Origin of the sequence: Paraburkholderia panacisoli (assembly GCF_008369935.1) — a bacterium.
Classification (GTDB): domain Bacteria; phylum Pseudomonadota; class Gammaproteobacteria; order Burkholderiales; family Burkholderiaceae; genus Paraburkholderia; species Paraburkholderia panacisoli.
In genome coordinates this window covers 108,767-129,059 of record NZ_VTUZ01000026.1, presented here as the reverse complement: position 1 = coordinate 129,059, position 20,293 = coordinate 108,767, and the positions used below count along the sequence as shown (strand labels likewise).

General features: G+C 66.2%; 19 protein-coding genes, 1 tRNA gene and 1 riboswitch. Of the genes, 13 read left to right on the top strand and 7 right to left on the bottom strand.

Going from position 1 to position 20,293, the window contains the following annotated elements; genetic code table 11:
* Positions 1–282: 282 nt before the first annotated feature.
* The 5 genes from FVF58_RS31545 to pepN form a co-directional block, all read right to left on the bottom strand.
* Positions 283–358: transfer RNA gene (locus FVF58_RS31545), tRNA-Thr, on the bottom strand.
* Between the two features lie 55 nt (positions 359–413).
* On the bottom strand, positions 414–1,430 hold the full coding sequence (locus tag FVF58_RS31540) for a class 1 fructose-bisphosphatase (protein ID WP_149673686.1): 1,017 nt from the start codon (positions 1,428–1,430) through the stop codon (positions 414–416).
* Positions 1,431–1,550: 120 nt separating this feature from the next.
* Complete coding sequence (locus tag FVF58_RS31535) at positions 1,551–2,006, bottom strand: HigA family addiction module antitoxin (protein ID WP_149673685.1); 456 nt, start codon at positions 2,004–2,006, stop codon at positions 1,551–1,553.
* A 16-nt stretch (positions 2,007–2,022) separates the two neighbouring features.
* Positions 2,023–2,259 (bottom strand): type II toxin-antitoxin system RelE/ParE family toxin, encoded by a 237-nt coding sequence (locus FVF58_RS31530; RefSeq protein ID WP_425468986.1) that lies wholly within the window; start codon positions 2,257–2,259, stop codon positions 2,023–2,025.
* 262 nt (positions 2,260–2,521) lie between these two features.
* Positions 2,522–5,224: an aminopeptidase N gene (gene pepN, locus FVF58_RS31525; protein ID WP_149673683.1), complete on the bottom strand. Its 2,703-nt coding sequence runs from the start codon at positions 5,222–5,224 to the stop codon at positions 2,522–2,524.
* 235 nt (positions 5,225–5,459) lie between these two features.
* On the opposite strand from pepN, the gene FVF58_RS31520 reads away from it, so the two are divergent.
* Positions 5,460–6,167 carry a DUF4136 domain-containing protein gene (locus tag FVF58_RS31520; protein WP_149673682.1) on the top strand — a complete coding sequence of 236 codons (708 nt, stop codon included), beginning with the start codon at positions 5,460–5,462 and terminating at the stop codon, positions 6,165–6,167.
* 138 nt (positions 6,168–6,305) lie between these two features.
* On the opposite strand, the gene FVF58_RS31515 is transcribed toward FVF58_RS31520, so the two are convergent.
* Both FVF58_RS31515 and FVF58_RS54270 read right to left on the bottom strand, forming a co-directional pair.
* Positions 6,306–6,878, bottom strand: a complete 573-nt coding sequence (locus FVF58_RS31515) for a TMEM165/GDT1 family protein (RefSeq protein ID WP_149673681.1) — start codon at positions 6,876–6,878, stop codon at positions 6,306–6,308.
* 19 nt (positions 6,879–6,897) lie between these two features.
* Positions 6,898–7,103: riboswitch (yybP-ykoY riboswitch) on the bottom strand.
* Between the two features lie 77 nt (positions 7,104–7,180).
* Positions 7,181–7,309 carry a hypothetical protein gene (locus FVF58_RS54270; RefSeq protein ID WP_281291306.1) on the bottom strand — a complete coding sequence of 43 codons (129 nt, stop codon included), beginning with the start codon at positions 7,307–7,309 and terminating at the stop codon, positions 7,181–7,183.
* A 390-nt stretch (positions 7,310–7,699) separates the two neighbouring features.
* On the opposite strand from FVF58_RS54270, the gene FVF58_RS31510 reads away from it, so the two are divergent.
* From FVF58_RS31510 to FVF58_RS31455, 12 genes are read left to right on the top strand one after another with little or no spacing between them, the layout of a single operon-like run.
* Positions 7,700–8,494 (top strand): beta-ketoacyl synthase chain length factor, encoded by a 795-nt coding sequence (locus FVF58_RS31510; protein WP_149673680.1) that lies wholly within the window; start codon positions 7,700–7,702, stop codon positions 8,492–8,494.
* A complete protein-coding gene (locus FVF58_RS31505; RefSeq protein ID WP_149673679.1) occupies positions 8,478–9,272 on the top strand; it encodes a lysophospholipid acyltransferase family protein in 795 nt (264 codons plus the stop codon). The genes FVF58_RS31510 and FVF58_RS31505 overlap by 17 nt, the downstream gene beginning before the upstream one ends.
* On the top strand, positions 9,247–9,546 hold the full coding sequence (locus tag FVF58_RS31500; RefSeq protein WP_149673678.1) for a phosphopantetheine-binding protein: 300 nt from the start codon (positions 9,247–9,249) through the stop codon (positions 9,544–9,546). The genes FVF58_RS31505 and FVF58_RS31500 overlap by 26 nt, the downstream gene beginning before the upstream one ends.
* A gap of 3 nt (positions 9,547–9,549) precedes the next feature.
* Entirely contained in the window at positions 9,550–9,801 is a 252-nt protein-coding gene (locus FVF58_RS31495) for an acyl carrier protein (RefSeq protein WP_149673677.1), read from the top strand.
* On the top strand, positions 9,801–10,463 hold the full coding sequence (locus FVF58_RS31490) for a COG4648 family protein (RefSeq protein ID WP_149673676.1): 663 nt from the start codon (positions 9,801–9,803) through the stop codon (positions 10,461–10,463). Before FVF58_RS31495 ends, FVF58_RS31490 begins: the two co-directional genes overlap by 1 nt.
* A complete protein-coding gene (locus FVF58_RS31485) occupies positions 10,460–12,172 on the top strand; it encodes an ApeI family dehydratase (RefSeq protein WP_149673675.1) in 1,713 nt (570 codons plus the stop codon). The genes FVF58_RS31490 and FVF58_RS31485 overlap by 4 nt, the downstream gene beginning before the upstream one ends.
* On the top strand, positions 12,172–13,917 hold the full coding sequence (locus tag FVF58_RS31480) for a glycosyltransferase family 2 protein (RefSeq protein WP_149673674.1): 1,746 nt from the start codon (positions 12,172–12,174) through the stop codon (positions 13,915–13,917). Before FVF58_RS31485 ends, FVF58_RS31480 begins: the two co-directional genes overlap by 1 nt.
* Positions 13,904–15,523, top strand: a complete 1,620-nt coding sequence (locus FVF58_RS31475) for an HAL/PAL/TAL family ammonia-lyase (RefSeq protein ID WP_149673673.1) — start codon at positions 13,904–13,906, stop codon at positions 15,521–15,523. Before FVF58_RS31480 ends, FVF58_RS31475 begins: the two co-directional genes overlap by 14 nt.
* Positions 15,520–15,951: an acyl-CoA thioesterase gene (locus tag FVF58_RS31470; RefSeq protein WP_149673672.1), complete on the top strand. Its 432-nt coding sequence runs from the start codon at positions 15,520–15,522 to the stop codon at positions 15,949–15,951. Before FVF58_RS31475 ends, FVF58_RS31470 begins: the two co-directional genes overlap by 4 nt.
* The gene (locus FVF58_RS31465; RefSeq protein ID WP_149673671.1) at positions 15,939–16,637 is read left to right on the top strand and encodes an outer membrane lipoprotein carrier protein LolA; all 699 of its coding nucleotides are present in this window, start codon (positions 15,939–15,941) and stop codon (positions 16,635–16,637) included. Before FVF58_RS31470 ends, FVF58_RS31465 begins: the two co-directional genes overlap by 13 nt.
* Positions 16,638–16,642: 5 nt before the next feature.
* Positions 16,643–19,108: an MMPL family transporter gene (locus FVF58_RS31460; RefSeq protein WP_149673696.1), complete on the top strand. Its 2,466-nt coding sequence runs from the start codon at positions 16,643–16,645 to the stop codon at positions 19,106–19,108.
* Positions 19,105–20,289, top strand: a complete 1,185-nt coding sequence (locus FVF58_RS31455; RefSeq protein ID WP_149673670.1) for a beta-ketoacyl-[acyl-carrier-protein] synthase family protein — start codon at positions 19,105–19,107, stop codon at positions 20,287–20,289. The genes FVF58_RS31460 and FVF58_RS31455 overlap by 4 nt, the downstream gene beginning before the upstream one ends.
* Positions 20,290–20,293 lie beyond the last annotated feature (4 nt).

Genomic DNA, 20,293 nt, shown 5'->3' with positions numbered 1-20,293 from the left:
AAGCAAAGCGATAAGATTTTCGGCAGTCCTGGTTTTTGACATCAGCGGCCGAGGCAGGCGCATTCATGTGCGACCAAAGGTGCAATGCCTGGTAGCGTAAATGTCGCAACCTCTCAGGCGAATCCCCCGCGAGAGGCGTGGTCGGCGCGCCGACCCGGTTGGCACTGCTACTTACGGAAAACGGAGCGCACAGGCAGGGCCGTGCTGATCGAATGTGCCTACACGGAATTCGAAAAGCAAAAAGCCCAGTCGCAATGACTGGGCTAAGTGCTTGAATCTTGTTGGTGCCGGAAAGAGGAATCGAACCCCCGACCTTCGCATTACGAATGCGCTGCTCTACCGTCTGAGCTATTCCGGCATCAGGAGAAACAAGATTATAGGGACTTGTTTAGCAGCTTGGCAAGCCCCCTAACTCATTTTTTTGCTTCGAGATGGTAGCGGGTGACTCGATCGACTTCATTCTTCGAGCCGAGGAACACGGCCACACGCTCGTGCAGACTCTTCGGCTGGATATCCAGGATGCGCTTTTCGCCGTTGGTCGCAGCGCCGCCAGCCTGCTCGACGATGAATGCCATCGGGTTCGCCTCGTACATCAGGCGCAGCTTGCCCGGCTTGTCCGGCGTGCGCTTGTCGGCCGGATACATGAAGACGCCGCCGCGATTCAGGATGCGGTGCACGTCCGCAACCATCGATGCGATCCAGCGCATGTTGAAGTCGCTCTGGCGCGGCCCTTCCTTGCCAGCCTTCAATTCGCCGATGTACTTCTCGACCGGCGCATACCAATGGCGCTCGTTCGACGCGTTGATCGCATACTCGCGCGTTTCGACCGGAATGCGCATTTCGCTTTGCGTGAGCACCCACGACCCGAGTTCGCGGTCGAGCGTGAAGCAGTTCACGCCGTTTCCGGTGGTCAGCACGAGCACGGTTTGCGGGCCATACACCGCATAACCCGCGGCGACCTGCTGCGTGCCCGGCTGCAGGAACGACTGTTCGGTGGGTTGCTGGCCGTCCGGGCAGCGCAGCACCGAGAAGATCGTGCCGATCGACACGTTGACGTCGATGTTCGACGAGCCGTCGAGCGGATCGAACACCAGCAGGTATTCGCCCTTCGGATAGTTGGCCGGGATCGGGAAGAACTGTTCCATTTCCTCGGATGCCATGCCGGCGAGGTTGCCGCCCCATTCATTCGCTTCGAGCAGGATTTCGTTCGACAGGATGTCGAGCTTCTTCTGCACTTCGCCCTGCACATTCTCGCTGCCGGCCGTGCCGAGCGCGTCGCCTAGCGCGCCCTTGCTGACGTGGTAGCTGATCGCCTTGCACGCACGCGCGACGACTTCGATCAAAAGGCGCAGGTCGGCCGGGAGGTTGTTGGTCTCGCGCTGCTGCTCGATCAGGTATTTCGTGAGGGTGGTACGACGTTGCAAAGACATTGCTGTACTCCGGGAAGGCTAGTGGAATATCCCGATTTTAACCGCTGGATGTGTCCGCTCCGTGCTTTTGCGCGCGCAGGGCGCGCGGTGCTGTGGCGGCGCCGCTGTGCGCAGCGTGATTCAGGCTTTGCGGCGTGCCCTGGCGGCGGTGAAATGGCCGCTCACGCTGGCCGCAAGTGCTGCCGCGCGGGCGTGCTCGGCCGACACCTTGGGCAGCTTCGGGCGATCCGGCTTGGGCATGGGCTCGATTTCGCGTTCGATCTGCTCGCCGGCGGCCGCGTTGGCGACGCGCAGGTCGTAGGCGATTTGCAGATTGAGCCAGAACTGCGCGCTCGCGCCAAAGTAGCGCTCGAGCCGCAGCGCGGTATCGGCCGAGATGGCGCGCTTCGCGCGCACCACGTCGTTGATGCGGGGCGCCGGTACGCGCAGCGCAAGCGCGAGCGCATTGACGGACATGCCGAGCGGTTCCAGGAACTCGCTGCGCAGAATCTCGCCCGGATGGATTTCCGGGATGCTGTGGCCGGTATCGATGTCGGAGAAATCGATACTGTTCAGCTCTGAGCGTTTGATGACCATGCCGGTCTCCCAATAGTCAGTGATAGTCGACAATCTCGACAATCTTGACATTCAGCGACTCCTCGCCGACGAAGTGAAAACAGATGCGCCATTGCGCATTGACCCGGATGCTCCACTGCCCGCTGCGCTGCCCTTGCAGGGCTTCGAGCCGGTTGCCCGGCGGCGCGTGCAGATTGACGATGGAGTTGGCGGCGTCGATCATCAGCAGCTTGCGGCGTGCGAGCGCCTGCATGTGAAGCGGCAGTGAATGCACGAACTCGCCCTGAAAGATTCTCGCCGTAGCCTTGTCGCCGAATGTCGTAATCCGGGATGATATAACGCGTTGCGTTAAACGTAAACCGTTAACTGAATGCGTTTGCTTTCACCCCGGCGAGCCGGCATGAACAGTCGTCCAGATGGCTAACGTGGGGCGCGCCAATCGCGGCCCATGAACCGGATTCAGGACGAAAAAAAAGCCGGCAACGCTGCCGGCTTTTCGAGACGGGTGCCGCAATCACGCGGCTATCAGGCAGGCATCACGCCAACGCCTTCTCCACGATTTCACGCACGTCGCGCGACTTCACCTGCGAAGCCACCTTCTCCAATGCCGCGCGCATGCGCTCGCGCAGTGCCGGCGTGAAGCGGCGCCACAATTCGAGCGAGCGGGCAAGGCGGGCGGCCACTTGCGGATTGAGCGCGTCGAGCGCGATCACCTGATCGGCCCAGAACGCGTAGCCCGAGCCGTCTTCGGCATGGAACTGTGCAGGATTCGCCGCGCAGAAGCTGAAGATCAGCGCGCGCGCGCGGTTTGGGTTCTTCAGGTTGAAGGCTGGATGCGTCATCAGCTTGCGCACGATGTCGATCACCGGACGCTGCGCGCTGCCACGCTGAGCGGCTTGCAATGCAAACCACTTGTCGATCACGAGCGGCTCCTTTTCGAAGCGCTGGTAGAAGTCGTCCAGCGCCTGTTGCGCGTCGCCGCTGCCCTTGGCCGCCGCCGCGTTGAGCAGTGCGGAGAGCGCCGCCGCGCGGTCGGTCATGTTGTTTGCGGCGTCATATTGCGCGGACGCGAGACGCACGGCTTCAGCCGGATCGTCAAGTTCTGCAAGATAAGACAGCGCGAGATTCTTCAGCGCGCGATGGCCGGCTGCCTCGGGTGTCGTTTCGTACTCACCGGGTGTGCGATGCCGCTCGTACACCTTGAGCCACTCGTCCTTCAGCGCCGTGGCTAGGCGTTTGCGCACGAACTGCCGGGCGGCATGCACGGCCGCCGGATTCGATTCGGCCATCTGCTCGGCCAGGTACGCTTCGGACGGCAGCATCAGCGCGAGTTCGCGGAACGACGGCGACAGCGTTTCGTCGGCGAGCACGCGCGCGAAGGCGGCGACCACCGAGTCGTCGAGTTGCAGCGGAACGTTTGTGGCGGCACCTTCGGCCAGCGTCATCAGTTCGCGCGTGGCGAGCCGCTGGCCGGCTTCCCAGCGGTTGAAGGGATCGCTGTCATGCGCGAGCAGGAATGCCAGCTGGTCCGCCGAGTAGTCGTACTCGACGATCACCGGCGCGGAGAAATTGCGCAGCAGCGACGGCAGCGGCTCCTGTGCGACGTTCACGAACGTGAAGGTCTGTTCGGTCTGCGTGAATTCGAGCACGCGCGTGGTGGAGGCCGAAGCTCTGGCTTCGCCTTCCAGCTGAAGCGGCAGATCCTTGCCGTCGTTGCCGATCAGGCCGATCGCGAACGGAATCAGCAGCGCTCCCTTCTGTGTGTCGCGCGCGGCCGGCACGGCGTCGCCGTAACCTTGCCTGAGCGTCACGCTGTAGCGCTGCTGCGCGGCGTCGTAACGGGTGCGCACGGATACCCTTGGGGTACCGGCCTGGCTGTACCAGCGCTCGAACTGCGCGAGATCGCGGCCGTTCGCGTCGGCGAGCGCGTAACGGAAATCGTCGCAGGTCACGGCCTGGCCGTCATGGCGCTTGAAGTACAGGTCCATGCCCTTGCGGAATCCGTCGCGGCCGAACAGCGTCTGATACATCCGCACGACTTCCGAGCCTTTTTCGTAGACCGTCATCGTGTAGAAGTTGTTGATCTCGACGTAGCTCTCCGGACGTACTGGATGCGCCATCGGACCCGCGTCTTCGGCGAACTGCATCTGACGCAGCACGCGCACGTCCTCGATGCGCTTGGTCGCGCGCGCGGCTTCGTCGCTGCTGCTGGTCTGGCCGGCCGCCATGTCCGCGGAGAACTCCTGGTCGCGGAACACCGTCAGGCCTTCCTTCAGGCTCAACTGGAACCAGTCGCGGCAGGTCACGCGGTTGCCGGTCCAGTTATGGAAGTACTCGTGGCCGACCACCGCCTCGATGTTCGCGAAGTCGGTGTCGGTCGCCGTTTCCGGGTTCGCCAGCACGTACTTCGTGTTGAAAATGTTCAGCCCCTTGTTCTCCATCGCGCCCATGTTGAAGTCGCTCACCGCGACGATCATGAAACGGTCCAGATCGAGTTCGAGCCCAAAGCGTTGTTCGTCCCAGCGGATCGAATGGATCAGCGAGTCCATCGCGTGACGGGTCTTGTCGAGATCGTGCGGTTCGACCCACACCTGCAGCAGCTTTTCCTTGCCCGAGCCGGTCTTCACGCGCTCTTCGAGCGCCACCAGCTTGCCCGCGACCAGCGCGAACAGATAGCTCGGCTTCCTGAACGGATCTTCCCAGCGCGCGAAATGGCGGCCGTCCGGCAAATCGCCTTCTTCGAGCAGATTGCCGTTCGACAGCAGCACCGGATAGTCGGCCTTGCTCGCGCGCAACGTGACCGTGTAGGTCGCCATCACGTCCGGGCGGTCGAGGAAGTAGGTGATGCCGCGAAAGCCCTCGGCCTCGCACTGCGTAAAGAAGTTGCCGCCCGATACGTAGAGGCCCGACAGCGTGGTGTTCGCGGCCGGATTGCAAAGGCTCGTGAGCGTCAGCTCGAAGTTGTCCGGCACGTTGTCGAGCAGCAGGCCGTGTTCATGCGCATGCGCGTTGGCGAACGGCTGGCCGTCGATCTCCGCACCGACGAACTCCAGCTGTTCGCCCATCAGTTCCAGATGCGCGGCGCGCGACGCGTCCGGGTTGCGGCGCACACGCATCGTATTCCTGACGACCGTGCGTTCGGGGACCAGATCGAACTCCAGCGCGACGGTGTCGATCAGGAAGGCGGGCGGCGCGTAATCGGCGCGGCGGATCACATTGGGCGTTGCGGTATCGGCCATGGCGTTCTGTGGTGATGGTACTCGAGCGGTCAGGCGCGCAAGGGCACGCGAGCCGGGCTTGACGAGCCATTGTACAAAGCCTCGGGCAATCGTGCGGAGCGAACTTTTTACCGGCGCGCCAGGTCAGCGTATTATCGGGCGCCCGCGCAGCAACAGGCGACAACAGGCCGCGCGGCAGACGAACCCGGTCATGACTGACGATAACGGGCAACCCTGAGGCATCACGAGGCAGACCATGAACATCCACCCATGGACCCGTCGCGCCGCGCTGTTGCTGGCGGCGCTGACGGTGCTCCTGTCCGGCTGCACCACCTACGTGACCACGCAGGTCACGGCGTTCTCCGACTGGACCAGCAACGACGCCGCCCGCACCTTTGCGTTCACGCGGCCGCCGGGTCAGCAGAACAATCTCGAACTCTCCACGTACGAGCGCATCGTCGCTGTCGAACTCGCGGTGCATGCGTTCCGCGAGGTCGACAGCGCGCAGGCGCACTATCTGGTCGGGCTCTCGTATGGGATTCGCTCCGACATGGTGACCGTCGCGCAACCGGTGTACTACAACCCGTGGCCCGGGCCTTACTGGGGCCGGCCGTTCGATCCATGGGGACCGTGGGGGCCTTGGGGGCCGTATCAGAGCGCGTATGTGAACCAGACCTATCCGATTTTCACGCATCTGCTGGGCGTGCGGATCACCGAGCGCGCGACGGGCAAGGAGGTCTATAACGTGACGGCGCGCAACTCGGGCGAAGAGTCGTCGCTGGTCCGGGCGATGCCGTATCTGGCGCGCAGCGCGCTGGCCGATTTCCCGCTCGGCAACGGCGTCGTGCACACGGTGAAGCTTCCGCTCGACAAGAATGGCAGCGCGGCCAACGAGATGGCCGCGGCCGGGGCTGTGCCGGCCGCGGCTCCGGCTGCGGCGTCGGGGGCGAAAGTCGCGGAGTAGGGCGATGCGCCGAACGGTGCGCGCGTCAAGCGTTACAGCTTGGTAAAAACCGGCCCGGCAGGAATGACCTGCCGGGCCGTTTTCACTTTTTGACTTGCGCGAAACGCGGCGACGGGCAGCACGCAACCGGGACGTCGCTTAAACCCCAATCCCAAACAACGCCATCGTCCCCAGCACCACGAACATCACCGCGGCGATGCCGTGCACGAGTTTGGTCGGCAGCCGGTGGGCGAAGCGGTCGCCGAGCAGGATCGCCGGCACGTTCGCGATCATCATGCCGAGCGTGGTGCCCGCCACCACGCCGAAGAAATCGTGAAAGCGCGCGGCGAGCGCCACCGTCGCGATCTGCGTCTTGTCGCCCATTTCCGCAAGGAAGAACGTCACCACGGTCGCGCCGAACACGCCGAAATGCGTGCGGCTGGTGTTGGCTTCCTCGTCGTCGAGCTTGTCCGGCACGAGAATCCACAAACCCATCGCGATGAACGACGCCGCCAGCGCCCAGCGCATGATGGTCGGCGTGAGCAGCGAGCCGAGCCACGCGCCGAGTGCGCCCGCGCAGGCATGATTGACGAGCGTGGCGGTCAGTACGCCGAGGATGATCGGCACAGGCTTGCGATAGCGGGCGGCGAGGACGAGCGAGAGGAGTTGCGTCTTGTCGCCGATTTCGGCGAGCGCGACCGCTCCGGTCGAAATGAGAAAAGCTTGATTCACGATTGAGTGGGTTTATCCGGGCCTGCCACGAACGAGCGACGACCCACGATACGCCGGGCCCTGTTGCGGCGCGTGGATCATCGGTCTCGCCAGGCCGGAGGCTGCGGCTGCCATGGCCGTGACGACCAAGTCTGTTGACAGGCGCCCCCGCGAATCGCACGTGCGACGCACCAGGCTCAATGGTGCGGACATGCCGCGGGGCGGCTACTCCCCAATGAGGGACGGAGTATAGCAGGCTGGGCGGGCCGCACGGCGCAATTGGCCGTGAAGTGCCGCCGCCTCGCATGCGGGCGGCCCCGCAGTTAGCGGCCCTGCGCGGCGGTCCATGCGCAGCGCACGAGTCGCGCGCCGTTGCGCAGCTTGCAAAATGTTCCGATCTGAAACACGCGTGCAGAAGGCTGGTTGAAAGCAATGGTCTGGCCCGCGCCCATGGGGCTCGCCGTCGACGCCGCCAAAAGCGCGCCGCCACTGGCTTTCGGTCCGATCGGGCGCGCCGTGCCGATGCTGCGATCGACGGGGGGTCGTGTTTCGACCCCCTATAGCATCGGCGCGACGGATACAGATGGATACGTCTTTTGTCGCTGAATTAATCCAGAATACGCACCATGATTCCGGCGACCAGGGGAGCCCGCGACGATCCATCAGACTCATTGCCAGACGCCCTGAAACCGTGGGCAGGCTCTGCTCAATCGCCGAAATCCCTATAAGAAGACTGGATGGCCCCCGGCTGGAGATGCCGGTCCGCGCGGCGCATGGACGCTGCGACGGCGGTATGCTCCGTCCGGCGCGCGAGCCTCCCCTATCTACACGCGAACACCGATATGCCCGATCTGCACTGGACCATTCCGGTCGGTCGCTGGTCTAGCTGGCCGGCTACCGCATCCGCCGCCCCCGAGATTGGCTTCATCGAGCCGATGGTGCGGCGGCGTCTGAGCACGCTGTCCAAAGTCGCGCTGAAAGTCGCGCACGACTGCGTCGCGCAAGGCGCGGTCCGGGTCGTGTTCGCGTCGCGCCACGGGGAATTGCGCCGCACCACCGACATCCTGCGCAGCATCAGCGCGGCCGAGCCGGTTTCGCCGACCGCCTTCAGCCTGTCGGTGCTGAACGCGATGACCGGTGTGTTCGGGATCGCGCGCGGCGACCGCTCGGCGGCTAGCGCGATCTCGGCCGGCGCGGAAACGCTTGGCTACGCGCTGCTGGAAGCCCACGCGCAATTCGCGACGCAGCCTGACTCGCCGGTCCTGCTGGTGTACGCCGACGAACCGGCCGACACGGCCTACGGCACGATCGAGGACGAAGTGCAGGGCGGCGCGATCGCGATTCTGCTGGACCGGGAGGCGGCGGCCGGGCATATAACGTGCTCTCTGTGCCGCGCCGGAGGCGAGCCGCCCACGCAATCCGGCGGTGCAAACGCGGCCGGCGGCAACCGTGACAACGGCGCGGCCACCGAAACCGCAGCGGCCACCGAAACCACCGCCGCCAGCGGCCTCGGCCCGGCCACCAGCTTCGCGACCCAGAGCCAGGCGCTGCTGCACTGTCTGGAAACCGGCCAGCCGGCGTGCTGGCAGCGCGCCGGCGCCCTCTGGCATTGGAGTTGGCATGACCGCGCGGCTTGATTACCTCTGGCGTTTTTGCGCGACCGGCATGGCCTTCGTGGTGTTCGGCGTCTGCGGCGTGCTGTTTTCCGTGCTGGTGTTTCCGCTCGCGTGGCTGTGGCCGCATCGCGCGTCGCGGCAGCGGGCCGTGACGGGTGTGATCCACTGGTTTTTCCGCGCGCTGGTCGCACTGTTGCGCAGCGCCGGTGTAATGAAGCTCGAGGTGTCGGGTTCGGACGCGCTGCGCGCGGGCGGGCCCTCGGTCGTGGTGGCGAATCACCCGACCTACCTCGACGTGATGGTGCTGTTGTCGCTCACGCCGCGCGCCTGTTGCGTCGTGAAAAACGCGCACTGGAGCAACCCGTGCTTCTGGGGGATCGTGCGAGCCGCGCAATACGTCAGCAATGCGGACCCCGCGGCGCTGATCGAGGCGGGCGCGAGGCAACTGGCGGCGGGCTACACGGTGATCATTTTTCCCGAGGGCACGCGCAGTCCCGCGCGCAATCGGCTGCATGCGTTTTCGCGCGGTTTCGCGCACATGGCGTTAAAGGCCGGCGCGCCGATCGTGCCGGTGCTGATGGATTGCGACCCGCCCGCGTTCATGACGCAGATGCGCTGGTATCACGTGCCGGCGCGCGCGTTCCGGATGCGCGTGAACGTGCTCGCGCCGTTAGGCGTCGAGCAGCTTGCGGCCCATCAAACAATACCGGCTCTCGCGGCGCGCAGCGTGACGAGCGCCGTCGAAGCACACATTACCCAGCATTTGTTCGCTTATGGATTCTTTAAAACTGGAAATTAAGCAGCTTCTGATCGAAGCGCTCGACCTCGAAGACCTGACCCCCGCCGATATCGACGACGATGCCCCGTTGTTCGATACGGACGGCATCGGTCTCGACTCGATCGACGCGCTCGAAATCGGCATCGTGCTGCGCAAGCAATACCAACTGACCATCGCGGCGAACGACGAACGCACGCGCGAACACTTCCGCTCGATCAACACGCTGGCCGCATTGGTCGCGAGTCAGCGCGAAGCGGCGGCTGCTACGAACGAAACCTCAAAGAAGGGGGAATGAACCGTGTCCGACGCAGAGATTCTTGAACGCATTCGCGCGATCTTCAAAGAGAACTTCGCCATCGAGCCCGAACGCGTGACGCCCGACGCGCATCTGTTCGAAGATCTCGATCTCGACAGCATCGACGCCGTCGACCTCGCGATCAAACTGCAGGAGATGACCGGCCGCCGCATCAAGCCCGAGGCCTTCAAATCGGTGCGCACCGTGGGTGACGTGATCGGCGCGGTCGAATCCCTGCTGGCGACCCAAGGCTGATGCCGGCCACGCGCTCGCGCATGCCGGCGGCGGCGCGTCCGGTCGTCGCGGCGGAGCCCGACGCCGCGCGGCGCTGGGGCAAGCTCGTCGTGCAGGCGCTGCTCAAGCTCGCCTATCCCGCGCTGATCCTGTGCGCGTGGCGCTGGGACGCGCCGCGTGTGGTCGGCTGCATGCTGTTCGCGATTCTGTGGTTGCAGCGTTGGGCCGGCGGCGGCACGCTCGCGGCGTCGCTGCGGCGTCTGACCACCATCGACTGGGCAGTGGTCGGCATGCTGAGCTGCGCGTCGGCGGCGATCGTCGTCACCGATAGCGAGCTGCTGTTGCGGCTCTATCCGTCGCTCGTCAATCTCGGTTTGCTGATCGCGTTCGGTGCGACGCTCGTGCGCGGACCGTCGATGATCGAAAAATTCGCGCGCCTCGGCAATCCCGATCTGCCGCCCGGCGCGGTGCGCCATACGCGGCGCGTGACTCAGGTGTGGTGTGCGTTCTTCGTACTGAATGGCGCGTTTTCCGCATACACGGCGTTGTACTGGAGTCGCGCGAGCTGGTCGCTCTATAACGGTGCGATTGCTTACGGGCTGATCGGCGTGCTGCTGGTGGCCGAGGTGATCTGGCGTTATCTGGTCGTGCTGCCGCGCGCCGCGCGTTCGGGGGCGGCATGATCGCGTTGCACGATCTGTTGTCGGCTGCGGATGAAGCCGCCGCGCCGGTATGCCGGGATGGCAACGCGGTGCTGGATCGTGCGGCGTTCCGTGCGCGCGTCGCCGCGCTGATCGCGCTGCTGCAAACACGCACCGAGCCGCGCTACGCGCTGTGCATCGACGATCCGTTCGATTTTGCGTGCGCACTGTTCGCGCTATTCGCGTGCGGCAAGGAGCCGGTGTTGCCGGCCAACGCGACGCCGGGCTATCTAGCCGATCTCGCCGGCGCTTACGACGTCGTGCTGACCGATGCGGACCTGCCGCCCTTCACCCCGGACACGAGCGCGGCGAACGCGGACCCGCTCGCAGCGCACGCCGCGCGCCGCGCCTACCCGATCGATCCGCAAGCCCCGCTCACGCTCTACACGTCCGGCAGCAGCGGCCGCCCGAAACCCATCCGCAAGACGCTCGCGCAATTCGACGCCGAAGTGCACACGCTGGAACAGCAGTGGGGCGCGCTGCTCGGCGACGCGACGATGCTCGCGAGCGTGCCGCATCACCACATCTACGGTTTGCTGTTTCGCGTGTTATGGCCGCTAGCCGCCGGTCGCGCGTTCGATCGCGCGATCAGCTTCGATCCGCTGCATTTGCAAAGCCGGATCGCGCAATGCGGCGCGACTGTGGTCGTCTCGACGCCCGCACAATTGTCACGTTGGCCCGCGTTGCCCGGCTTCGCTTCGTTGACGCCGGTGCCGCGTGCGTTCTTTTCGTCGGGCGGCCCGCTCGCGCTCGAAGCCGCGCGGCACTACGCCGTCGCGTATGGCGCCGCGCCGCTGGAAATCTACGGCAGCACGGAAACCGGCGGCATCGCGTGGCGGCAGCAGGACCGGACCGATGCATGGGAGCCGGTGACCGGCGTCGAAGTGCGCCGCGACGAGGACGGTGCGCTGAACGTGCGCTCACCGCATCTGGGCCACCCAGGCTGGCACCGCACCGACGACAGGATCACTTGCGACGCGCATGGACGTTTCCGTTTGCAAGGCCGGCTCGACCGCGTGCTGAAGCTGGATGGCAAGCGCGTGTCGCTCGCCGAGCTGGAAGCGCGTCTCGCGCTGCACCCGTATGTGGCGCAAGCGGCGATCGTGCCGTTGGAAGGCGCGTCGCGCGAACGCGCCGGCGCGGTGGTCGCGTTGACCGAAGCGGGCGGCGCGGCGTTGCGCGACGAAGGCCGCGTGCTGCTTGCGCGAACCCTGCGCCGCCATCTCGCGAACTATTTCGACGTGGTCGTACTGCCGCGTCATTGGCGTTTCCGGCTGACCTTGCCATTCGACGCGCGTGGCAAGCTGCCGGTGAGCGCCGTGGCGGCCGCCTTCGACGCACGCGCGGAAGGCATGGACGTGCTGGCCGAAACGCGCAGCGGCGACACGCTGCACTACGAACTGCGCGTGCCGCGCACGCTCGCGCATTTTGCCGGCCACTTTCCCGGTCTGCCGATTTTGCCGGGCGTGGTGCAGCTCGACTGGGCGATCCGTCTGGCCGCCGATCATTTGCCGGCCGTGCGCGCGGTCGCGTCGATCGACAGGCTGAAGTTCATGGCGCCGGTTTTGCCGGGCGCGGTGCTCAAGCTCACGCTGGCCCATGACGCCGCGCGCCGCCGGGTGCAGTTCGCGTACCGGATGGACGGCCGCGAATGTGCAGCGGGGGTGATCGTCTATCGGGAGCCCGCGTGATGAGCCGCTTCACTGCCTGCATCGTCATTCCGATCTACAACCACAAGGACGCGATCGGCGCGACCGTCGCCCGTCTCGCGGTGCATCGCTTGCCGATCTTCGTGGTCGACGACGGCAGCGACGAGCCGACCCAGCAGGTGCTCGCCGCGCTCGCGCAGCAGTACGCGGGGCAGCTCACGCTGCTGCGTCTGCCGGTCAACGGCGGCAAAGGCGCGGCGGTGATGGCGGGGCTGCGCGCAGCGCGCGACGCCGGCTACACGCACGCGTTGCAGATCGACGCCGACGGCCAGCACGACGCGGCCGACGTGCCGCGTTTCATCGACGCGGCGCGCGCCGAACCAGGCGCGGTGATTCTCGGCCGGCCGGTCTACGACGAGAGCGTGCCGAAGGCGCGCCTCTACGGCCGCTATCTGACGCACGTGTGGGTGTGGATCGAAACGCTGTCGCTGACGATCCGCGATTCGATGTGCGGGTTCCGTCTGTATCCGTTGGCGCTGGTTTGTGAGTTGATCGACAGCGTGCGGCTGCCCACGCGCATGGACTTCGACATCGAAATCCTCGTGCGCCTGCATTGGCGGCGCGCGGCGTTCCGTTCGATTCCGACGCGCGTCACTTATGCCGCCGACGGCGTATCGCATTTCGACGTGCTGTGGGACAACGTGCGCATCAGCCGCAGTCATACGCGGCTCGTGTGCGGCATGCTGTTGCGTCTGCCGATGCTGCTCGCGCATAAGGTCATGCCGCGTCGCGCCGCGCGTGCCGATGAGCCGCGCGAACCGAATGAAGCCCCGGAGCCGAATGGCCAGCACTGGTGGCGCGTCGCCGAACGTGGCAGCCATCTCGGCATGGCTTTGCTCGCGCTCAGTTGCAAGCTGTTCGGCCGCCGCTTCACCGCGCTCTGGCTGCATCCGGTCGTGGCCTATTTTCTGCTGACGGGCCGCGCCGCGCGCGAGGCGTCAGCCGACTACTTCAGGCATCTCGGCGCGGCCGCGCCGCAAGGCGAGACCCCACGTCCTGGCTGGCTGTCCGCGTATCGCCATATGCTGGCGTTTGCGCAGTCGGGCTTCGACAAACTCGCCGCCTGGTCCGGGCGCGTCGACGAGGCCGACGTTAAATTCGACGATCGTTCGGCGTTCGAAGCATTGGTTTCGAGCGGCAAGGGCGCGCTCGTGATCGGCGCGCATCTCGGCAATCTGGAGATGACGCGCGCGCTCGCCACACACGGCGCTCACGCAAAAGTGACCGCGGTCGTCTACACGGAGCACGCGCGCCGCTTCAACAGCGTGCTGGCGTCGGCCAATAGCGAGTTCGCGCGGCATCTGCTCGAAGTCGGCGACTTCGGGCCGGAGACAGCGGTGCTGATGCAGCAGCGCGTCGATGCCGGCGAGTTGCTGGTGATCGTCGGCGACCGCGTGCCCGCGCGTGAAGCGGGCCGCACGACCGAAGCGCAATTTCTCGGCGCGAGCGCGCCGTTCGCGCAAGGGCCGTATGTGCTCGCGCATGCGCTGGGCTGCCCGGTGTATCTGTTCTTCTGCCTGAAAGAGCGCGACGGCTACCACCTGTATTTCGAGCCGTTCGCCGAGCGCATCGAGTTGCCGCGCCGCGAACGGGCGCAGCATCTCGCGACGTGGGCGCAGCGTTACGCGGCACGTCTCGAACATTATTGCCGCAAGGCACCTTACCAATGGTTCAACTTCTTCGATTTCTGGGCCAGCTCCAAGCGAGGCGCGAATGGCCGAACATGATCTGAGCGACGCGCGCGATGCCGGCGCGAGCGTGAATGCGCACGCCGACGCAAACGCAAACATGGCGGCGATTATGATCGGCGCGCGCAAACTGACGATCGAAGAGGTCGTCGCGATTGCGCAGCACCGCGCGCCGGTCGCGCTGAGCACCGACCCCGCATGGCGCGCGCGCATCCAGCGCGGCGCGGATTTTCTGCGCCGCCATCTGGCCGCGGGCGCGACTGTATACGGCGTCAACACCGGTTACGGCGACGCCTGCGTGGTCGACGTGCCGACGGAACTGATCGAAGCGCTGCCGCTGCAACTGACGCGCTATCACGGCTGCGGGATGGGCCAGCATCTCGACGACGCGCAAACGCTCGCGGTGATCGCCGCACGGCTCAACTCGCTGGCCTATGGTTTTTCCGGCGTGCGCCCGGTGCTGCTCGAACGCCTTGCCGATCTGATCAATCATCGCGTGTTGCCGCGCATTCCGGCCGAGGGCTCGGTCGGCGCGAGCGGCGATCTGACGCCGTTGTCGTATGTGGCGGCGGCGCTCGCCGGCGAGCGCGACGTGAAGTTCGAAGGCGCGCTGCGCGACGTGCATGACGTGTGGGCCGAACTCGGTCTCGCGCCGCTCACGCTCGCGCCGAAAGAAGGCCTCGCGCTGATGAACGGCACGGCGGTGATGACGGGCCTCGCCTGTCTCGCGTTTGCCCGCGCGGATCATCTGACGCGGCTCGCCGCGCGTTTGACCGCGCTCTCGACCGTGGCGCTCGACGGCCGCGCCGCGCACTTCGACGCGACGCTATTCGAGGTGAAGCCGCACGCCGGCCAGGCCGAAGCGGCCGGCTGGATTCGCGACGATCTCGCCGGCCGCGACGATACGCCGGGACATCGTCTGCAGGACCGCTATTCGATTCGCTGCGCGCCGCACGTGATCGGCGTGGCGCGCGATGCGCTGACGTGGGTGCGCCGCGACGTCGAGAACGAGTTGAACAGCGCCAACGACAACCCGCTGATCGATCCCGACAACGAGCGCGTGCTGCACGGCGGCAACTTCTACGGCGGCCATATCGCGTTCGCGATGGATGCGCTGAAGGTCGCGGTCGCCAATCTCGCCGATCTGATGGACCGGCAGTTCGCGCTGCTGGTCGACGTGAATTTCAACAACGGCTTGCCGCGCAACCTGTCGGGCGCCGCGCCCGCGCGTGCCGCGATCAATCATGGTTTCAAGGCCGTGCAGATTTCGTCGTCGGCATGGACTGCGGAAGCGCTGAAGAACACGATGCCCGCCAGCGTCTTTTCGCGCTCGACCGAATCGCACAACCAGGACAAGGTCAGCATGGGGACGATCGCCGCGCGCGACTGTTTGCGCGTGCTGGAGTTGACCGAGCAGGTGGCCGCCGCGCATACGCTCGCGACGGTGCAGGCCGCGCGTCTGCGTTTGCGGATCGACAGCGCGACGCCGGTGCCGGCGCCGCTGCAACGGTTTATCGACAACGTGAGCACGGGCTCGCCGTTCGTCGATGAAGACCGCGCGCTGGAAAGCGAACTGCGCGCGTTGACCGCGCGCATTGCCGCGTGCGATCTGCTCGACGACTATCGCGGAGGGTCGAACGCATGAGCGCGACGCCGAAAGTGCTGAGCGCGAGCGCGACGGTCGAAGTGCCGTTCCACGACGTCGACGCGATGAACGTGTGCTGGCACGGCCACTATCTGAAGTACTTCGAGATCGGCCGCGCGGCGCTGCTGCGCGCATTCGATTACGACTATCGGGAGATGCAGGCGTCGGGTTATCTGTGGCCGATCGTCGAGGCGCATCTGAAGTATGTGCGCCCGGCCGTGTATGGTCAGCGGCTCGACGTGCGCACGCAACTGCTCGAACACGAAAACCGCCTGAAAATAGGCTATGAAATTATCGATTGCGCGTCCGGTACGCGGTTGACGAAGGGCTACACGATCCAGGTCGCGGTCGATGCCGCCACCCAGGAGTTGCAGTTCGTGTCGCCGCCGGTCGTATTCGAAAAGCTGGAGCGCGTATGGGGACGATGACATTGCGCGCGCTGCTGTTGAGTGCGTTGAGCACATTGAGCGTGACCGGTGCGATCGGCATGGCGGCATGGCCGGCCTCGGCAAACGGCGCGGCTGCGGCGACCACGGCACCCGCATCGACCGCCGGCAACCCGGCACTCGTCTCGCAGATCGCCGCCCATCTCGCTCAGGCCAAGGGCGTTCGAGCGCAATTCACGCAGACGCAGACACTCGCTGCGATGAAACAGCCGCTCGTCAGCAGCGGTGCGTTGCTGTTCTTTCGCGAGCGCGGCGTGATCTGGCGGATCGATACGCCCTACAAAGCCACTTATGTGATCACCGACGCGGGCGTCACCCAGGTCGACGCCGCTGGCCGGCGCGTGAGCGCCCACAGCGCGCAAGGCACACGCGGTGTGGCGCAGGTCTCGAAGATGATGCGCGCGATGCTCGGCGGCGACCTGTCGGCGCTGTACTCGCAGTTCGACGTGCAGGCCGAAGGCAGCGCCGCGCAATGGCGCATGCAACTGACGCCGAATCAGCCGCAGCTCGCGCAGTCGATCAAGAATCTGGAGATGGGCGGCGGCGACTACCTGCAAAGCTTGCGCATCACGCTGGCGAACGGCGACGTGACCAAGCTCGACTTCACGAAGAGCGAGGCGCTGACCGAACCGACTGCGGCTGAACGCAGCCTGCTCGGAGCGCCGTAATGAACATGCGGGACGTGCGCGATACCCGCAAGGCGCCGCCACAGCGGTCCGCGAAACAGACGTGGGGCGTGCGCGCCGCGTGGCTGCTGCTCGCGCTGGCCGCGTCGCTGTACTGCGCATGGCGCTTCGCGGGGCCGTCGCCGTTGCAGACCGATCTGCTCGCGCTCTTGCCCGCCACCGAAGCGGACCCGGTCGCCGAAAATGCGGTCGACACGCTGGCGAGCGCGCTCGGCGACCGCACGGTGTTGCTCGTCACCAGCAACGACGACACGCATGCGAAAGCGGCGGCGAAGCAGCTAGGCGCGTCGCTACAAAAGAGCGGGGCGTTCGGCTCGGTGACGGCGGAGTTGCCGCCGTTCGATCTCGCGCAGATCGCCGCGTTATACCTGCCGTATCGCTTCGGCCTGCTCGCGCCGGTTGACCGCGCGGCGCTCGCCGGCGGCGCAGCGGGCACATCCAGCACGACCTTGCGCGACACGCTCGCGCAGCGCATCTACAGCCCGTTGCACGGCGGCCTGAGCACCCCGCTCGCCGACGATCCGTTCGGCTGGCTCGAACGCTGGCTCGGTGGCCTGCCGCTCGCAACCTCCAATCTCGAAGTCGAAGACAACCTGCTGGTCGCGCATCGCGGCGCCGCGACCAGCGTGCTGCTCGTCGCGACGTTGCCGGGCTCGGCCTACGAAACGAAAACGCAGCGCGCGGTGCACGCGGCGCTCGCCCAAAGCGAAAGTGCGTTGCGACAGGCGTTTCCCGATGTGTCGGTGGCGCGCACCGGCGCGGTGTTCTACGCGGAATCGGCGCGCAGCGCCGCCGAACGCGAAGTGCACCTGATCGGCGTCGCGTCGCTGTGCGGGATCGCGCTGCTGATGTTGTGGGTGTTCCGCTCGCCGCGCCTGCTGCTGCTCGGCTTCGTGTCAACGGCGCTCGGCATCGTCTGCGCGCTCGCCGTGACGCTGCTGGTGTTCGGCAAGCTGCATCTGTTGACGCTGGTGTTCGGCGCGAGCCTGATCGGCGAGGCCGTCGATTATTCGATCCAGTACTTCGTCGTGTATCTCGGCGCGCAGCGCGACTGGGACGCGCGGCGCGGCGCGCGCACCGTGCGGCCCGCGCTGACGGTCGCGCTGCTGACGAGCCTGCTCGGCTACGCAATCCTGATGTGGGTGCCGTTTCCCGCGCTCAAGCAGATCGCGTGCTTCGCGATGGTCGGCATTACGACGGCGTTCGCGTCCGTGCTGTGGCTGTTGCCTGCGTTGCTGACGCGCGCGCCGAAGCGCAGCCCGCAACGCGTGTTCGCGGGGGCGGCGCGTTTGCTGTCGCTCTGGCAGCGCGCGATCGGCGGGCGGCGCGCATGGTATGTCGCGGCGCTGTTGCTGATCGTCGCGCTTCCCGGCTGGCTGCGCCTGACCAGTGACGACGATATCCATCTGCTGATCCAGCGTGATGCGTCGCTCGTCGCGCAGGAGGACAAGGTGCGCGACGCGGTGGGCGTCGATAACAGCGCGCAGTTTTTCGTGGTGCGCGGCGACACGCCGGAAGCGGTGCTGCAACGTACCGAAGCGCTGGGCGCGAAGCTGGACGCGTTGGACGGCACGGCGAACCAGGTCGGCGGTTATCAGTCGGTGACGCAATTCGTGCCGTCCGCGAAGCAGCAGGGCGAAGACCGCGCGCTGCTCGCGCAGCATGTGTTCGACGACCGCGCCGCGTTGCGTGCCACATTGCTGCGAGCGGGCTTCAAGGATGAAGTCGCCGATGCGTGGCTCGCCGCGTTCGCGCAGGCGCAGCCGCCGCTCACCGTCGCGCGCTGGCTGGCCGCGTCATGGTCGCAACCGTACCGGCATCTGTGGCTCGGCGAAGTGGATGCCGCCACGCACGAGTATGCGGCAGTCGTGATTCCGCAAGGCGTGACGCCACGCAATGAGCCCGCGTTGCTCGCACTCGCGCAGCGCTTGCCGGGCGTCGCGTTCGTCGACAAGGCCGCCAGCGTGTCGAAGCTGTTCGGCGCCTATCGGGTGGACAGCGGCTGGTGGCTCGGCGGCGCACTCGCACTGGTGCTCGTTCTACTGACCCTGCGCTACGCGTCGAAGGAAGTCAGCTCAAGGGACCGCCTGCGCGGCGGCATCGCCACCACTTTGCCGGTGCTGCTCGCAATCGGCGTCACGCTCGCGGTGTTCGGCTATGCGCGTGTACCGCTCAATCTGTTCAACTGGCTCGCGCTGATGCTGGTGCTCGGCGTGGGCGCAAACTATGCGGTGTTCCTGCGCGAAGGCTGTCTGCGCGCGGACGCGGATCTCGGCGCGGTGTGGACCGGCGTGCTGCTGTCGGCGGCCACCACGCTGTTGTCGTTCGGCATGCTCGCCATGAGTGCGATGCCTGCGCTGAAGAGCTTCGGCGCGACGCTGGCACTCGGCATCGCGGTCGCGGTGCTGCTTGCACCGATCGGCATGCCACTGGAATCGAGGAGGGCGGCATGAGTGCGCCATCAGTTTATTTGCACGCGCTCGGCATGATCAACGCGCTCGGCGGCAACGTCGACGAGATCGTGCCGGCGCTCGCCGCCACGCGTGCGCCCGGCATGGCGAACGTGCACACGGGCATCGGCGACGCGTTTGCCGGCAGCGTGCTCGCGCCGCTGGAACTGGCGCCGCGCGCCGACCTCGCGCGTTACGACTGCCGCAACAACCGCTTGCTGCTGGCCGCGCTCGCGCAGATCGCGCCTGCCATCGATGCCGCGCGCGAACGCTACGGCGCGGCGCGGATCGGCGTGGTGCTCGGCACCAGCACGTCGGGCATCGAGGCGGCTGAAGCGGCGTTCGTCTATCACGCGAAAGCGGGCGAACTGCCCGACAACTTCAACTACCGTCAGATGGAAATCGGCACGGCCGCACCGTTCGCCGCCGCCGCGCTCGGCGTGCAAGGGCCGGCCTTCACGATCTCGACCGCGTGCACGTCGAGCGCGAAAGCCTTCGCGTCGGCGCGCCGGCTGCTGCAATTGCAACTGTGCGATGCCGTGGTGGTGGGCGGCGTCGATTCGCTTTGCGAATTGACGATGCAGGGCTTCGCGTCGCTCGAATCGACCAGCGCCGTGCGCACCAATCCGATGAGCGTCAACCGCTGCGGCATCAATGTCGGCGAGGGCGCGGCCGTCTTTCTGATGAGCCGCGACGAAGCGGCGGTGCGGCTCGCGGGCGTCGGCGAATCGAGCGACGCGCATCACATTTCGTCGCCGGACCCACAAGGCACGGGCGGCGAACTCGCGTTGCGCGCAGCGCTCGCCGACGCGGGCATCGCACCGGCCGCGCTCGGCTATGTGAACCTGCACGCGACCGCCACGCCGAAGAACGACGAGATGGAAGCGAAGCTGATGGCGCGGGTGTTCGCGAACGGCGTGGCGACGAGCGGCACCAAGCCCTTGACCGGCCATCAACTCGGCGCGGCGGGCGCGACCGAACTCGGCTTCGCGTGGCTCACGCTCGCGCGCGACGACGTGCCGCTGCCGCGTCATCTGTGGGACGGCGAAGCCGATCCCGCGTTGCCCACGCTCGACCTGGTGGAAAGCGAACGCTTCCTGCCGCGCGGCGGGGGCACGCAATACGTGATGAGCAATTCGTTCGCGTTTGGCGGCAGCAATGTCAGCCTGATCCTCGCCCGGTGACGCA

Excerpts from the sequence above, each read along its gene's own strand:
- FVF58_RS31540 (WP_149673686.1), bottom strand. The coding sequence starts at position 1,430 with ATGTCTTTGCAACGTCGTACCACCCTCACGAAATACCTGATCGAGCAG.
- FVF58_RS31535 (WP_149673685.1), bottom strand. The coding sequence starts at position 2,006 with ATGGTCATCAAACGCTCAGAGCTGAACAGTATCGATTTCTCCGACATC.
- pepN (WP_149673683.1), bottom strand. The coding sequence starts at position 5,224 with ATGGCCGATACCGCAACGCCCAATGTGATCCGCCGCGCCGATTACGCG.
- FVF58_RS31520 (WP_149673682.1), top strand. The coding sequence starts at position 5,460 with ATGAACATCCACCCATGGACCCGTCGCGCCGCGCTGTTGCTGGCGGCG.
- FVF58_RS54270 (WP_281291306.1), bottom strand. The coding sequence starts at position 7,309 with ATGGGCGCGGGCCAGACCATTGCTTTCAACCAGCCTTCTGCACGCGTG.
- FVF58_RS31510 (WP_149673680.1), top strand. The coding sequence starts at position 7,700 with ATGCCCGATCTGCACTGGACCATTCCGGTCGGTCGCTGGTCTAGCTGG.
- FVF58_RS31505 (WP_149673679.1), top strand. The coding sequence starts at position 8,478 with ATGACCGCGCGGCTTGATTACCTCTGGCGTTTTTGCGCGACCGGCATG.
- FVF58_RS31500 (WP_149673678.1), top strand. The coding sequence starts at position 9,247 with ATGGATTCTTTAAAACTGGAAATTAAGCAGCTTCTGATCGAAGCGCTC.
- FVF58_RS31490 (WP_149673676.1), top strand. The coding sequence starts at position 9,801 with ATGCCGGCCACGCGCTCGCGCATGCCGGCGGCGGCGCGTCCGGTCGTC.
- FVF58_RS31485 (WP_149673675.1), top strand. The coding sequence starts at position 10,460 with ATGATCGCGTTGCACGATCTGTTGTCGGCTGCGGATGAAGCCGCCGCG.
- FVF58_RS31480 (WP_149673674.1), top strand. The coding sequence starts at position 12,172 with ATGAGCCGCTTCACTGCCTGCATCGTCATTCCGATCTACAACCACAAG.
- FVF58_RS31475 (WP_149673673.1), top strand. The coding sequence starts at position 13,904 with ATGGCCGAACATGATCTGAGCGACGCGCGCGATGCCGGCGCGAGCGTG.
- FVF58_RS31470 (WP_149673672.1), top strand. The coding sequence starts at position 15,520 with ATGAGCGCGACGCCGAAAGTGCTGAGCGCGAGCGCGACGGTCGAAGTG.
- FVF58_RS31465 (WP_149673671.1), top strand. The coding sequence starts at position 15,939 with ATGGGGACGATGACATTGCGCGCGCTGCTGTTGAGTGCGTTGAGCACA.
- FVF58_RS31460 (WP_149673696.1), top strand. The coding sequence starts at position 16,643 with ATGCGGGACGTGCGCGATACCCGCAAGGCGCCGCCACAGCGGTCCGCG.
- FVF58_RS31455 (WP_149673670.1), top strand. The coding sequence starts at position 19,105 with ATGAGTGCGCCATCAGTTTATTTGCACGCGCTCGGCATGATCAACGCG.